We start from the raw sequence: 13,155 nt of genomic DNA on the forward strand, positions 1-13,155 counted from the left end.
ACCGCACCCCGTCGATCACTTCTCGCCCTGGGCGTCCATCAGGGCGCGCAGGAGAGATTCTTCGGACATGTCGTCGTCGGAGGGCTTGTCACCGCCGCCGTCGCCCATGAGGAGCGCCATCTGGTCCTCCTCCGGCTCGTCGACCTCGATCTGGCGCTGGTTCGACTCGATGGCCGCTTCGCGCAGTTGGTCGGCGGTCAGCGTCTCGTCTGCGATCTCGCGCAGGGCGACGACCGGGTTCTTGTCGTTGTCGCGGTCGATGGTGAGCGGCGCGCCGGTGGACAGTTCCCGCGCGCGGTGAGCTGCGAGCATCACCAGCTCGAACCGGTTGGGTACCTTGTCGACGCAATCCTCTACGGTCACGCGTGCCATGTAGCGGCCTCCGCTCTTTCGTGGCTTGAAGAGAAGACCTTTACCTAGCGCGCAGGCGCGGGAGATGCAAGCGGGGCCAACTGGTCGAGCGCGCGGGTCAGCACGGCGTCGAGTGTGGCGCGGTCGGCGCCGGCTTCGGCGAGGACGACCATGCCGTCCACGATCGCGGTGAAGAAGGCGACGGCGCCGTCCTCGGGCGCGGTGCCGAGCAGCCGGGCGGCGTCGGTGCGAAAGGCGGCTTCGGCGGCGTCTAATGCAGCGTCGAGCGTCGGGCGGCCGCGCAGCTCCAGCATCGCCCGGCAGCGCAGGCAGCCCGGTGGGCGGTCGCCATCGGCCAGCCGGTCGGCGCTCTCGTTCAGGATCCGGGCCAGTGCTGCGCGCCGGTCGGGCGTCTCGGCAAGGGCCGCGTCCACCCGCCGGGTGAACCGCTCGGCATAGCGGCCGAGCGCGGCGGCGAAGAGCGCGTCCTTGTCGCCCCAGACACCGTAGAGGCTGGCCCGCGACGCCCCGCTCGCCGCCACCAGATCGTCGAGCGAGGTCGCGCCGTAACCCTGACGCCAGAACAGGTCCGTCATGGCGTCGAGCGCACTTTCCACGTCGAAGCGGCGCGGGCGGCCGCGCTTCGGCCGTTCCGGCTCGCCGATTTGTGAACTCATCGGTCTGAAAATCCCGGCATGATTTACAGACTGACCAATACGAAAACAGATACGCACCGTCCAGACCGGAGACCTCCCAATGATCCGACCGCTCCTTTTGACCCTCGCCCTCCTCGCCCCGCCCGCCGCGGCGCAGGAGGGGGCGATCCGCCAGCTCGACCTCTCCGCCATGGAGCTTGCGTCCCATCCGCTCTTCACCGGGGTGGAGGCGGCGTTCCTGACCGGCGCCTTCGATGCGGAGGGGCTCTATGCCGCCAACTCTGTCATGCGGCGCGGCAGCACCTTTCCGCCGCACGCGCACCCGGACCTGCGGCTGACGGTCGTGATCTCGGGCACCATGTATCTCGGCGAGGGGGCGGAGATCCGGCCGGAGGAGGCGCGGCCCTACCCCGCGGGCACCATCGCGCTCACCCCGCCGGGCACGATGCACTACATGCTCGCCCTTGAGGATGATGTGAGGATCTTGGAGATCGGGTCCGGTCCCAGCGGGACCGAGTTTGCGCAGGATCCCAGCTAGAGCGCACGCACCGCGGCGCGGTCGGCCTCCGGCAGCGCCGCCGTCATCTCCGCCACGCTCCGCCCGGTGAGCGGGTGTGTCCAATCCGCCGCAATCTCGGCGAGCGGGACGAGGACGAAGGCCCGTTCATGCAGCCGCGGATGCGGCAGGATCAACTCGTCGGGCGCGGGCATCTCGCCCGCCTTCGCCCCCACTGCCATCCAGCCGCGCACCGTCTCCGCGTCGGGCAGCACGGCCTCCCCGACCGCCAGCAGATCGAGGTCGCAGATCCGCGCCTCCCACCGCCGGGCGCGGGTCCGGCCCAGCGCCCCTTCGATGCGGTGCAGCGTGGCGAGGATGCGCTCGGGCGGCAGATCGGTGTCGAGCGAGAGCGCGCCGTTCACGTAATCCGGCCCGCTGCCGGCCGGAAAGGCCGGTGTGGCATAGAGGCGGCTCATGCGGCGCACCTGCAATCCCGCCTCGCCGATCAGATCGCGTGCGCGGAGCAGCGTTTCGCGCGCGGACCCCGCCGGACCGGGCAGATTTGCGCCCAAAGCGACAAGAACTGCCATAATCGGGGCCCTCCAATGCCTCTTTGCAGCCGTTCCCCTTTTTCATACTGTGCGCATATTGCACAAGCGTCCGCCCGCGTTTTGCCCCCCGACCGCGGCCCGGACCGCACCAAGAATTGGAGAAAAGAGTGTTCTACAGGGACGAGAGGCTTGCCCTCTTCATTGACGGATCAAACCTCTATGCGGCGGCGAAGGCCCTCGGCTTCGACATCGATTACAAGCTTCTTCGGACGGAATTCATGCGGCGCGGCAAGCTGCTGCGCGCCTTCTACTATACCGCGCTGATCGAGAACGAGGAATACTCGCCGATCCGCCCGCTTGTCGACTGGCTCAACTATAACGGTTTCATGATGGTCACCAAACCGGCCAAGGAGTTCACGGATTCCATGGGCCGGCGCAAGGTCAAGGGCAACATGGACATCGAGCTGACTGTCGACGCGATGGAGATGGCGCCGCATATCGACCACATGGTGTTGTTCTCCGGCGACGGCGACTTCAAGCCGCTGGTCCAGGGCATGCAGCGCCAGGGCGTGCGGGTCTCCGTGGTCTCCACCATCCGCTCCCAGCCGCCGATGATCGCCGACGAGCTGCGCCGCCAGGCCGACAACTTCATCGAGCTCGAGGAGCTGAAGGACGTGATCGGCCGCCCCCCGCGGGAGCGGGTAAACACCCCCAGCGGCAACGAGCGGGTGGCCGAGGACTGAGGTCCGCTGGCGCCACCGCGCGAGGCATCTTCCCGGATACAACCAGAGCGGGTATAGTCACTTCTGATGAGGGGGCTCATGCTGATCGTGACGCTGCTGGGTTTCATCGGCCCGGCACTCGCCAACGCGGTGTCGCATTGGCGCGCGGGCGATATCGTGACGGTGTTCATCTGTTCGGGCGGGCAGCTCGTCGCGATGCAGATCGATGGCAACGGCCAGCCCATCGAGCCCGATCCCGAGCAGGGCGAGGAGCGGAAGACCCACTGCCTGCTGGGCCACGGCGCCCCGCTCGACGCGGCGCCCGAGGCAGTCTGGCAGCGCCTTGCCTATGACGATGCGGCGCGTCCGCCGCTCGCCCACCAGCTTTCCGTCCATGGCGCGCCGGTCGCCCGGCCGCCACCGGCCCGCGCACCCCCTTCTGTTGTCTGAATCCGCACGCAATTCAGACACTCCAAGGGATGAAACTCATGACACTCGCTACCGAGGCGGCCGACACCGCCCGTACCCCCGCGCGCGGCGGGGCCTTCTACCGCATGGTCTGGAAGTGGCACTTCCTCGCCTCTCTCTATGTCCTGCCGTTCATGCTGATGCTCTCGCTGACCGGCGGCATCTACCTCTACAAGCCGCAGATCGAGGAGGCGATCTACGCCGACCGCCTCAACGTGACGCCTGCGGGCGCCGTCCTGCCCCTCGAGGAGCAGGTGGCCGCGGTCGAGGCAGAGGCCGGCATCACCCGCATGCGCGGGATCCTCGTCGAGGACGACCCGGGCCGCTCGGTCCGCATCGAGTTCAACGATGCGGAGGGCGTGCGCTCCTACGCCTGGGTGAACCCCTACACGGCCGAGGTTCTGGCGACGGCACCGCGCGACGCCATGGCGATGCAGGTGCTGCGCAAGTTCCATGGCGAGCTCCTGCTGGGTGATTTCGGCACGAAGTTCGTGGAGCTCGCCGCCCATTGGGCCATCGTGATGTTCGTGACCGGCGCCATCCTGTGGTGGCCGCGCGGGCAACGGACGTTCAAGGACGCGGTCAGCCCGCCCAAGGGCACCGGCCGCGCCTGGTGGCGGGAGACGCATCTGTTCACCGGTATGCTCGCCACCGTGCTGATCGTGCCGATCATTATCTCCGGCCTGCCGTGGACTGATGTGTGGGGCGGCTCGCTCTCCCAGATCCAGGAGCGCACCGGTCAGGCGTCGAAGAGCCTGCGCTTCGGCGGCAACGTGCCGGGCTCGACCGCGGACAGCGGTACGCCGATCGGCCACGAGGCGGTGCTCGCCGTGGCACAGGCCGAGGGGCTGGTCAGCCCGTGGGAGATGCGCCCGCCCAGTGACGCCGCAGGGGCTTACTGGATCCGCTCGGCCAGCCTCGACCGCTATGAGCAGACGGAGCTGATCGTCGACCAGTACACAGGCGCGGTCAACGCCCGCGTGGACTTCACCGACAATCCCGGCGTGGCGCAGGCGGTTTCGCTGGGGATCTCGTTCCACCAGGGCGAGCTCTACGGCTGGGTCAACATCGTGCAGAACACGGTGGCGGCGCTGCTGGGTGCCACCCTCGCGATCACCGGCTTCGTCGCGTGGTGGATGCGCCGCCCGGCAGGCAAGCTCGGCGTGCCGGAGGCGCCGGAGGGGCGGCTGGGCACCGGCATGATCGTGCTCGCCATCGGCCTGATGATCCTGTTCCCGCTGATGGGTGCCTCGCTGCTGGTGGCGCTGGCGCTCGACTGGCTGATCTTCCGCAGGCTCGGCTGGTTCCGCGCCGCCTGACGGCGCAGATATCGCTAAGATCGGGAGCGGGCAGGTCCGCTCCCGTTCCTCCGGGGCGGGAGGCTGCGGATCCGCCCTCCCAGCAACTCATGATTGCATCAACTCTGGGTTGAGTTACGCTGGCGCCATGCACGCCGCACTCCCCTACGCCGCCTTCCGCAGCGTTCCTGAATTCATGCCTGCCCGCCCTGCCGCCCTTCGCAGCGGTAGCGTTGTTGCGCGTGAATCGGCAGCGTGGAGCGGAGCGCCTCCGGCCCGCCCGCCGCCGCACCGTCCTGAACTCTGATTGGGGCATCAGACAGGTCGAGGGGACGGTTTCAATGACATTCGCGACGGCGGCGATCCGGCCGCCCCGTCAGGTCGCGCGCGGCGGCCTGCTCTACCGCATCGTCTGGCGGTGGCATTTCCTCGCCGCCCTCTACGTGCTGCCGTTCCTCTTCGTGATGTCGGCGAGCGGCGGGCTCTACCTTCTGAAGCCGCGGATCGACGGGTTTCTCTATGCCGACCGCCTGCATGTCGCGGCCGAGGGCGCGTGGCAGCCGCTCGACGCGCAGGTGATGGCGCTGCACGAGGCGGAGGGGATCTCGCGGCTGCATGGGGTGCTGGTCTCGGACGATCCGAACCGCTCGGTGCGCATCGATTTCAACGATCCCTTCGGCGTGCGCTCCTACGCCTGGATCGATCCCTACACGCTCGACCTGCTGGGTGTCAGCGCGCGCGACACCATGCCGACGGAGCTTTTGCGGCGGCTCCACGGGGAGCTCCTGATGGGCGAGACGGGAGCACTGCTCATCGAGCTCGCCGCGCACTGGTCGCTGGTCCTCTTCGCCACGGGCGTGATCCTGTGGTGGCCGCGCGGCGCACGCCGCCTGCGCGACGCCATCGCCCTGCCCCGCGGCAAGGGCCGGGCGTGGTGGCGGCAGGGGCACCTCTTCGTCGGCATGCTCGCCACGCTGCTGACGGTGCCGCTGCTGCTCACCAGCCTGCCGATGACGCCGATCTGGGGCGGCGCCCTGTCCCGCGTGCAGGAGAGTACGGCCCAGGCGCCGCGGAGCCTCGAAGCCGGCACGCCCATTCCTGCCTCCCTGCCTATGGGGCGGGCGCCCATTGGGCTCGAGGCGGCACTCCACACCGCGATTCACGCCGAGATCCCGCCGCCCTGGGAGGTCCGGCCCTCCCCCGACGCCGCCGGTCCCTACATCATCGCCTCGGCCAGCACCGACCGGACGCAGCAGGGCGAGATCGCGCTCGACAAGTATACCGGCGCCCTCCTCTCCCGCCTCGACTTCGCCGACGATCCGCCGGTCGCCCGCGCCGTGGAGCAGGCGGTGGCGTTCCATCAGGGAGAGCTCTACGGCAAGCCCAACCGCTACCAGAACGCTCTGGCGGCCTTCCTGGGGATGCTGCTCTCGGTCTCCGGCTTCGTTGTGTGGTGGATGCGGCGGCCCGCGGGATCGCTGGGCGTGCCGCAGGCGCCGGACCTGCCGGTGGGCACCGGGATGATCGCGCTCGCGATTGGGCTGATGGTGCTTCTGCCGCTTGTCGGAGCCTCGCTGGCGCTGGCCCTTGCACTCGACCGGCTGCTGATCCGCCAGCTCGGCCGGCTGCGCGCACGACCGGCCCCGAGCCGCCTTTGAAAGCCGGGCGCGCCGGGCCATCTCAGCGCGGGGATGATGGCGGATATCGCACAGCTCGGCGGACTGTTCCTCGCGGCCTTCGGGGCGGCGACGCTGCTCCCCTTCCAGTCGGAGATCGTGCTCGTCGGCCTGCTGATCGCCGGTGATCTCGGCTGGCTGCCGCTCCTGATCGTGGCGAGCATCGGCAACATCCTCGGCTCCGTCGTCAACTGGCTGATGGGCCGCGGCATCGAGCATTTCCGCCACCGCCGCTGGTGGCCGGTGAGCGAGGCGCAGATGGACCGCGCCCAGCGCTGGTACGGCAAGTACGGCGTGTGGACGCTGCTCCTGAGCTGGGCGCCGCTGGGCGATCCGGTCACGGTGGTGGCGGGCGTGATGCGGACGCCGTTCTGGCTGTTCCTGCTGCTCGTCACCATCGCGAAGACTGGACGCTATGCCGTCGTCGTCTGGCTGACGCTCTCCGTCTGAAAGGCTTTCTTAAGCTCCACCGGTGCAGGGTGCCCGTGCCGACCAGAACGGAGCCGCCGCGTTGAGCAAAATTCCGAGCATACGCCGCCTCGGACACCTGACCTATGTCACCGTGGGCCCGGCGCGGATCGCCGCCTGCGTGATCCTGCTCGCCCAGCGGGCCGCGATGGATCCCGACGTGGCCACACCGCCGCAGGCCGCGGCGCAGCGCGCGCTCGACCGGCTCGACGCCGCGGTCCGGCTGCTGCAGGGCGGCCTCGCCGCGGAGCAGCGGGCCGTCGACGTCACCCCCGGGGCGGACGTCGCCCCCGCCCGCTCCGCCGCGCGCCAGGCGCTGGAGGAGCTTCAGGGCCACGCGGGCCGGGACGCCGACGCGCTCGCAAGCCGCCTGCGCCGCGCGCCGGACCTCACCCAGCTCTGCCTCGTCACGCTGGAAGAGCGGATCACCGATTACCTCTCCAAGGTCGAGGACGACGTCGCCCGGATCGAGAGGGAGCTGCTCCGCCAGGAACGCACCGACCTCACCCGCTCCCTGCGCCAGCTGGAGAATGTGGGCCGCAGCATCGAGCTGATCGCCATCAATGCGGGGGTCGAGGCCGCGCGCGCCGGCACCGCGGGTGCGGGGCTGCGGGTGATCGCGGGCGAGATGCAGCGCCTCTCCCACGGGATGGGCAGCTTCCTCGACGACATGGGCCGCCGGATCCGCGACCTCTGACCGCGCGCCCCTTTCGGAGAGCCGCTCCCTCGGTCTATATGAGGCCAGAGAAGCCGGAGACCGAGCCCATGCCGCCGCTGACCATCCACCTCGCCGCCCCGCGCGGCTTCTGCGCCGGGGTCGACCGCGCGATCAAGATCGTCGAGATGGCGCTCGAGAAATGGGGCGCGCCGGTCTACGTTCGGCACGAAATCGTCCACAACCGCTACGTCGTCGACGGCCTGCGCGAAAAGGGTGCGGTCTTCGTCGAGGAGCTCGACGACTGCCCCCCCGACCGGCCCGTGATCTTCTCCGCCCACGGCGTGCCGAAGGCGGTCCCGGCGGAGGCCGAGCGGCGACAGATGCTCTATGTCGACGCCACCTGCCCGCTGGTGAGCAAGGTCCATATCGAGGCCGAGCGCCACCACGCCAACGGCCTGCAGATGGTCATGATCGGCCATGAGGGGCACCCGGAGACGGTCGGCACCATGGGCCAGCTCCCCCCCGGCGAGGTGCTGCTGGTCGAGACGCCCGCAGACGTGGCCGGCCTGGAACCGCGCGACCCCGAGAAGCTCGCCTACATAACCCAGACCACCCTGAGCGTGGACGACACGGCGGAGATCGTGGCGGCCCTGACCGCCCGCTTCCCCGTCATCGTCGGTCCGCACAAGGAGGACATCTGCTACGCCACCACCAATCGGCAGGAGGCCGTGAAGGCAGTTGCGCCGAAGGTGGATGCGCTGCTGGTGATCGGCGCGCCCAACTCGTCCAACTCCAAGCGGCTAGTAGAGGTGGGGGCGAAGGCGGGCTGCGCCTATTCCCAGCTCGTCCAACGCGCCGCCGACATCGACTGGCGCGCCCTCGATGGCATCCGCCATCTCGGCATCACGGCAGGGGCGAGCGCGCCGGAAGTGCTGATCGAGGAGGTCATCGACGCCTTCCGCACCCGCTACGACGTCACCGTCGAGGTGGTCGAGACCGCCCAGGAAAACGTCGAGTTCAAGGTGCCGAGGGTCCTGCGCCAACCGGCAGCGTAAGGTACGCATGTAGGCAGCCAGCCTAGACGCCGTGAGGGAGACCGGCGGTTGGGCTCAGGTGTCGATGTCAAGCAAGGCCGACAGGTCCCGCTGCTCGGCGCCATCGAAGATGATCGATGTCTCGATCCGGTGAACCTCTTCCCGCGACGAAAAACGCTCGACCACCACGCGGTGCAGGTGCGCGGTGTCTCGCGTGACCAGTTCCACGATCGCATCGAACCTGCCGCTGATCATCCACGCCGCGCGCACCTCGGCGATCTCCAGCACGTCGTGGACAAAGGCATCGAGGTTGGATTTCTCGTGCTCCGACATCTGAACGAACAGGAGTGCCCTCAGCGACAGACCGAGCTGCCCCAGATCCACGTCGAGATGCGCACCGGAGACGAGGTCGCTGTTGAGAAGACGCTTGGTGCGCTCATGCACGCTCGACGGTGAGAGGGCGACGGCATCGGCGAGCTCTTTGTTGGTCGTCCGGACATTCTTCGACAACAGGGCCAGTATCCTGCGATCGGTTCGGTCAAGCTCCATCGTCGCGCCCTCATATCGGAAATGCTTCGTTTGTTGGGTTCGTCCGCACATCCTATCCTGCCTGAAGCACTTCCCACCAAACAATCATTGGTGAGCGCGCATGGATGACAAAGATAGTTAGGCACAACCTTGTTCGACACGAAAATCTCTCTGATCGTCCGGGACGATCTGCTGGACTGGCAAAAGCTGAACGTGACCGCCTTCCTGACGAGCGGCGTTCTCGGCGCCGATCCCGATCTTCTGGGCGAGCGCTACGAGGATGCCAGCGGCCGCAGCTACCGGCCCTTGATCATCCAGCCGATGATCGTACTCACGACGGACCGCGACGGGTTGAAGCGGATCCATAGCCGGGCGCTGACGCGCGGCATGGATATGGCGATCTACATCGAAGAGATGTTCGCAACCGGCCACGATGCCGCCAACCGCGCGGCGGTCAGGGCATGTGAAACCGAGGCGCTGAACCTCGTCGGCCTCGCCCTGCGCGACGACAGGAAAGCGGTCGACAAGGTCACCAAGGGTGCGAAGATGCATCCGTGACGCCCGCGCTCGGATCCGAGCCAGCGGATCCGCGCGACGCTGGAGCCGCCAGTGGGGCCTCTGAAGCCAGCCATCTCCCAACAAAAAAGGCGCCGCCCCGGGGGACGGCGCCTTCTGTGGGAACGGTTAAGCTCAGGAGCTGCCGCCGGATTCCTCGGCCATCAGGGCGCGGGCGCGGTCGACCATGTCCTGGCCCGGCAGGTTGCGGGCGTTGGCTTCGGCGATCCAGGCTTCGATCAGCGGGTCGGCGAGGTCGGCCCAGCGGGCGGTCTCCTCGGCGCTGAGCTCCACGATCGTGTTGCCGGCGCCCACAGCGCTTTCGCGGCCCGGCACATCGCCGGTATCCATCGCGCGGCCCGCGAAGGCCGAGGTCTCGAGGCCCGAGTTGGCGTCGATCACCGCCTTCAGATCGTCGGGCAGCGCATTGTACGCGTCGTGGTTCATCGCCCAGACGAAGAAGGTGTTGTACATCGAACGCTCGCCGCCAAGCTCCGTGTGGCTCTCCGCCAGCTCCTGCACGCGCAGCGCGGGCACGATCTCCCACGGGATGACGCCGCCATCGACGACGCCCTTGGACAGTGCCTCGGGGAAGGCCGGGACCGGCATGCCGACCGGGGTGGCCCCCATGGATTCGAGCAGCGCATTGGCCTGCCGGGAGGGGCCGCGCAGCTTGAGGCCCGCCATGTCCTCCAGGCTCTCCACGCTGGTGTTGCCGGTGTGGATGATGCCCGGCCCGTGCACGTGGACCGCGAGCACCTTCACGCCCGACAGCTCGTCGGCCAGGAACTCCTCGTAGAAGCGCCAGGCGGCGCGCGAGCTTTCCTCCGCACTCAGCGAGGTCATGAAGGGCAGCTCGAACGTCTCCGACCCCGGGAAGCGGCCCGGCGTGTAGGAGGGGATGAACCAGCCGCCATCGATCACGCCGTCGGCGATCTGCTGGTAGAGCGCGGGCGGCGCACCGCCGAGCTGCATCGACGGATATAGTTCAAAGTTTATACGTCCGTCGCTCTCGGCCTCGATCGCTTCACCCCAGGGGATCATGAAGTGCTTGGGCACCGACCCCTGATTCGAGATGAAATGCTGAAAGCGCAGCGTGACATCCTGTGCCGCCGCTTGCCCGGCGAGCCCCAGCGCCAGCGCGGCCGCGGCCGCGCCTTTGAGCAATGCGTTCATTGTCTTCTCCCTGTTGTCGGGCAGCTGGTCGAACCGCCGCCGGGCAAAATCTGAACCGTCCCGTTCACAACCGTCAACCCCCTCGCCGCGGTTGAGGGCTGCGCTAGCTTTTCGCCTCAAAGCGGTGCGCACCGCCCGCGCCGGATGGAGGAGATCCCATGAAACGCCTGACGCTCGCCCTTCTCGCCGCCCTCCCCGCCGCGGCGCAGGACGCCTCTCCGCAGCCCGAGGCGGGCACCGGCCTGACCGAGCAGGGCGAGGCAACGGCGACCGAGTACATCGTGGCGGCCGCGAACCCGCTCGCCGCTCAGGCCGGGGCCGACGTGCTGGCCGCCGGCGGCTCCGCGGCGGATGCGGCGGTGGCGGTGCAGATGATGCTCAACCTGGTGGAGCCGCAAAGCTCGGGCATCGGCGGCGGGGCCTTCGCTGTCTACTGGGACGCTTCCGAGGGGAGCCTTACCACCTTCGACGGGCGCGAAACAGCGCCGCAGGCCGCGCGGGAGGATTACTGGCTGGGAGCCGATGGAGAGCCGCCGGCGAGCTTTTGGGACGCGGTGATCGGCGGCCGCTCGGTCGGGGTGCCGGGCACGCTGGCGCTGCTCGATCATATGCACGCCCGCCACGGCCGCACGCCCTGGGCGGACCTGCTGCAACCGACGATCGACATGGCGGAAGCGGGGTTCGAGATCAGCCCCCGCCTCGCCGCCTCCATCGAAGGGGCGATGGACCGCGACCTCGCCCGGTTCGAGGAGACCGCCGCCTACTTCTTCGAGGAGGACGGCAGCCCGAAGGCCGCGGGCACCACGCTCGCCAACCCCGCCTTCGCCCGCACCCTGCGCCTGATCGCCGCCGAGGGGATCGCACCGTTCTACACCGGCGCGATCGCGGGCGACATCGTCGCCGCCGTGCAGACCGAGAGCAATGCGGGGATCCTCACGCTGGAGGACTTCGCCGCCTACGAGGTGATCGAGCGCCCGCCGGTCTGCGTCACCTACCGCGTTCACGATGTCTGCGGCATGGGTCCGCCGTCCTCGGGCGCGCTGACGGTGGGCCAGATCCTCGGCATGCTCAACAGCTTCGAGCTCTCGGCGATGGAGCCGCCCTATGCCTGGCACATGTACCTGGAGGCCGCGCGCCTCGCCTATGCCGACCGGGGCAAGTACATGGCCGACAGCGATTTCGTGGACATGCCGACCGAGGGGCTGATCGATCCAGAATACCTCGCCGACCGCGCGACGCTGATCGACCCGGTGACCAGCATGGGTGAGGCGGAGGCGGGGCTTCCGGCGTGGGACGAGACGCGCCTGTGGTCGCCCGACACCAGCCCCGACCGGGCGGGCACCTCTCATTTCGTGATCGTGGACCGGCACGGCGACATGATCTCGATGACCACGACGATCGAGACAGGGTTTGGCAGCCGCGTGATGACCAACGGGTTTCTGCTCAACAACGAGCTTACCGATTTCTCCTTCCGGCCCGAGGGCGATGCGGGGCCGATCGCAAACCGGGTGGAGGGCGGCAAGCGGCCGCGCTCCTCCATGGCGCCGACCATCGTGATGACGGACGGCGCGCCCTCGATTCTGATCGGCTCGCCCGGCGGCAGCCGGATCATCAACTACGTCGCGGGCTCGCTGGTGCAGATGATCGATTTCGGCATGGGCCCGCTCGCCGCGATCTCCGACGGGCACGTGGTCAACCGCAATGGCGCGACGGACCTTGAGGAGGGCAGCGACGCCGTGGAGTTCGAGACCGTGCTGCAGGAGCTGGGCCACGAGACCAACGTGCGCGACCTCAACTCCGGCCTCCATGTCGTGGCGATCGGGGAGGACGGCACGATGACCGGCGCCGCCGACCCCCGCCGCGAAGGTGCCGTGATCGGGGAGTAGCGCGCGCCGATGGGGATCGGTCTTGATCTCGTGGGCCTCGCGCTCACCGTGATCGAGATCTACCTGCCCCGCGCCAGCGCCCGCCTCGAAACCTGGATCGATGCCCTGCCCGAGCGGCTGGTGCGCTGGTCAGACCGGCTGTCGCCGGGGCTCGCCGCCGTGGCCGTCGTGCCGGTTCGCCTGATGTTCGCCAATGTTGAGGGCGGGCCGCCCGCGCCTGACACCTCGCGCGTACCCGACTTGCGGTCCCTCGCCGTGGGCATCCTCTCCGGCATCGGCCTCTTCGCCGCCTTCCTGATCGCCGTGGCTGTCCTGATCCTTGCGCTTCTGCTGATCGCCTATGGGGACGAGAGTGCACGCATCGGAGCCATGGTCTTCGCCGCGATCTTTGCGCTCCTGACACTGCTGCCGTTCGCGGTTCTGATCGCGGCACTGGCTCTGCTGGCGGCAACCCGGCTGATCCGCGCCCTCGTCCACCTGCTCAACCGCGTCACCGGAGGGCACGCGATCGGCACGGTGGGTCTCGCCTTGGCGGCGACCGGGATCGCCACCGATCTGCTCGGTCGGCCATAGTATCCTTTCGGTGCCTTAGGGGCCGAAAACGCCGTTCTTGCGGCGGTGAAGCCGCC

The 13,155-nt window shown here is 68.7% G+C and carries 16 protein-coding genes; 11 read left to right on the forward strand and 5 right to left on the reverse strand.

Annotated elements, in window-relative coordinates; genetic code table 11:
* Positions 1-15 precede the first annotated feature (15 nt).
* Positions 16-372 carry a DNA-directed RNA polymerase subunit omega gene (gene rpoZ, locus I0K15_RS01220; RefSeq protein ID WP_196103642.1) on the reverse strand — a complete coding sequence of 119 codons (357 nt, stop codon included), beginning with the start codon at positions 370-372 and terminating at the stop codon, positions 16-18.
* A 44-nt stretch (positions 373-416) separates the two neighbouring features.
* On the reverse strand, positions 417-1,028 hold the full coding sequence (locus I0K15_RS01225) for a TetR/AcrR family transcriptional regulator (protein ID WP_196103643.1): 612 nt from the start codon (positions 1,026-1,028) through the stop codon (positions 417-419).
* 79 nt (positions 1,029-1,107) lie between these two features.
* On the opposite strand from I0K15_RS01225, the gene I0K15_RS01230 reads away from it, so the two are divergent.
* Positions 1,108-1,545, forward strand: a complete 438-nt coding sequence (locus I0K15_RS01230; RefSeq protein ID WP_196103644.1) for a cupin domain-containing protein — start codon at positions 1,108-1,110, stop codon at positions 1,543-1,545.
* Here the strand turns inward: I0K15_RS01230 and folK are convergent.
* Positions 1,542-2,096: a 2-amino-4-hydroxy-6-hydroxymethyldihydropteridine diphosphokinase gene (gene folK, locus I0K15_RS01235; RefSeq protein ID WP_196103645.1), complete on the reverse strand. Its 555-nt coding sequence runs from the start codon at positions 2,094-2,096 to the stop codon at positions 1,542-1,544. The genes I0K15_RS01230 and folK overlap by 4 nt on opposite strands.
* Before the next feature lie 128 nt (positions 2,097-2,224).
* Here folK and I0K15_RS01240 point away from each other — a divergent pair, with 128 nt between their 5' ends.
* From I0K15_RS01240 to ispH, 7 genes are all read left to right on the forward strand, one after another.
* Positions 2,225-2,800: a LabA-like NYN domain-containing protein gene (locus I0K15_RS01240; RefSeq protein ID WP_196103646.1), complete on the forward strand. Its 576-nt coding sequence runs from the start codon at positions 2,225-2,227 to the stop codon at positions 2,798-2,800.
* A gap of 78 nt (positions 2,801-2,878) precedes the next feature.
* Positions 2,879-3,229, forward strand: coding sequence for a DUF2946 family protein (locus I0K15_RS01245; RefSeq protein ID WP_196103647.1), 351 nt, complete (start codon positions 2,879-2,881; stop codon positions 3,227-3,229).
* 29 nt (positions 3,230-3,258) lie between these two features.
* On the forward strand, positions 3,259-4,566 hold the full coding sequence (locus I0K15_RS01250; RefSeq protein ID WP_230374224.1) for a PepSY-associated TM helix domain-containing protein: 1,308 nt from the start codon (positions 3,259-3,261) through the stop codon (positions 4,564-4,566).
* 320 nt (positions 4,567-4,886) lie between these two features.
* Complete coding sequence (locus I0K15_RS01255) at positions 4,887-6,203, forward strand: PepSY-associated TM helix domain-containing protein (protein WP_196103649.1); 1,317 nt, start codon at positions 4,887-4,889, stop codon at positions 6,201-6,203.
* A 33-nt stretch (positions 6,204-6,236) separates the two neighbouring features.
* Positions 6,237-6,671, forward strand: coding sequence for a YqaA family protein (locus tag I0K15_RS01260; protein WP_230374225.1), 435 nt, complete (start codon positions 6,237-6,239; stop codon positions 6,669-6,671).
* Positions 6,672-6,732: 61 nt separating this feature from the next.
* A complete protein-coding gene (locus I0K15_RS01265) occupies positions 6,733-7,386 on the forward strand; it encodes a methyl-accepting chemotaxis protein (protein ID WP_196103650.1) in 654 nt (217 codons plus the stop codon).
* Positions 7,387-7,454: 68 nt separating this feature from the next.
* The gene (gene ispH, locus I0K15_RS01270; protein WP_196103651.1) at positions 7,455-8,402 is read left to right on the forward strand and encodes a 4-hydroxy-3-methylbut-2-enyl diphosphate reductase; all 948 of its coding nucleotides are present in this window, start codon (positions 7,455-7,457) and stop codon (positions 8,400-8,402) included.
* A 54-nt stretch (positions 8,403-8,456) separates the two neighbouring features.
* On the opposite strand, the gene I0K15_RS01275 is transcribed toward ispH, so the two are convergent.
* On the reverse strand, positions 8,457-8,930 hold the full coding sequence (locus tag I0K15_RS01275; protein WP_230374226.1) for an Lrp/AsnC family transcriptional regulator: 474 nt from the start codon (positions 8,928-8,930) through the stop codon (positions 8,457-8,459).
* A 192-nt stretch (positions 8,931-9,122) separates the two neighbouring features.
* Here I0K15_RS01275 and I0K15_RS01280 point away from each other — a divergent pair, with 192 nt between their 5' ends.
* Entirely contained in the window at positions 9,123-9,467 is a 345-nt protein-coding gene (locus tag I0K15_RS01280) for a DUF2000 family protein (RefSeq protein WP_230374227.1), read from the forward strand.
* A 132-nt stretch (positions 9,468-9,599) separates the two neighbouring features.
* Here the strand turns inward: I0K15_RS01280 and I0K15_RS01285 are convergent, their stop codons facing one another.
* Positions 9,600-10,640: a TRAP transporter substrate-binding protein gene (locus I0K15_RS01285; RefSeq protein WP_196103654.1), complete on the reverse strand. Its 1,041-nt coding sequence runs from the start codon at positions 10,638-10,640 to the stop codon at positions 9,600-9,602.
* Between the two features lie 158 nt (positions 10,641-10,798).
* Between I0K15_RS01285 and ggt the strand changes: the two genes are divergently transcribed.
* Positions 10,799-12,526 (forward strand): gamma-glutamyltransferase, encoded by a 1,728-nt coding sequence (gene ggt, locus I0K15_RS01290; RefSeq protein WP_196103655.1) that lies wholly within the window; start codon positions 10,799-10,801, stop codon positions 12,524-12,526.
* A 9-nt stretch (positions 12,527-12,535) separates the two neighbouring features.
* A complete protein-coding gene (locus tag I0K15_RS01295; protein ID WP_196103656.1) occupies positions 12,536-13,099 on the forward strand; it encodes a hypothetical protein in 564 nt (187 codons plus the stop codon).
* Positions 13,100-13,155 lie beyond the last annotated feature (56 nt).

It is taken from the genome of Pontivivens ytuae (assembly GCF_015679265.1).
Taxonomy (GTDB): Bacteria; Pseudomonadota; Alphaproteobacteria; order Rhodobacterales; family Rhodobacteraceae; genus Pontivivens; species Pontivivens ytuae.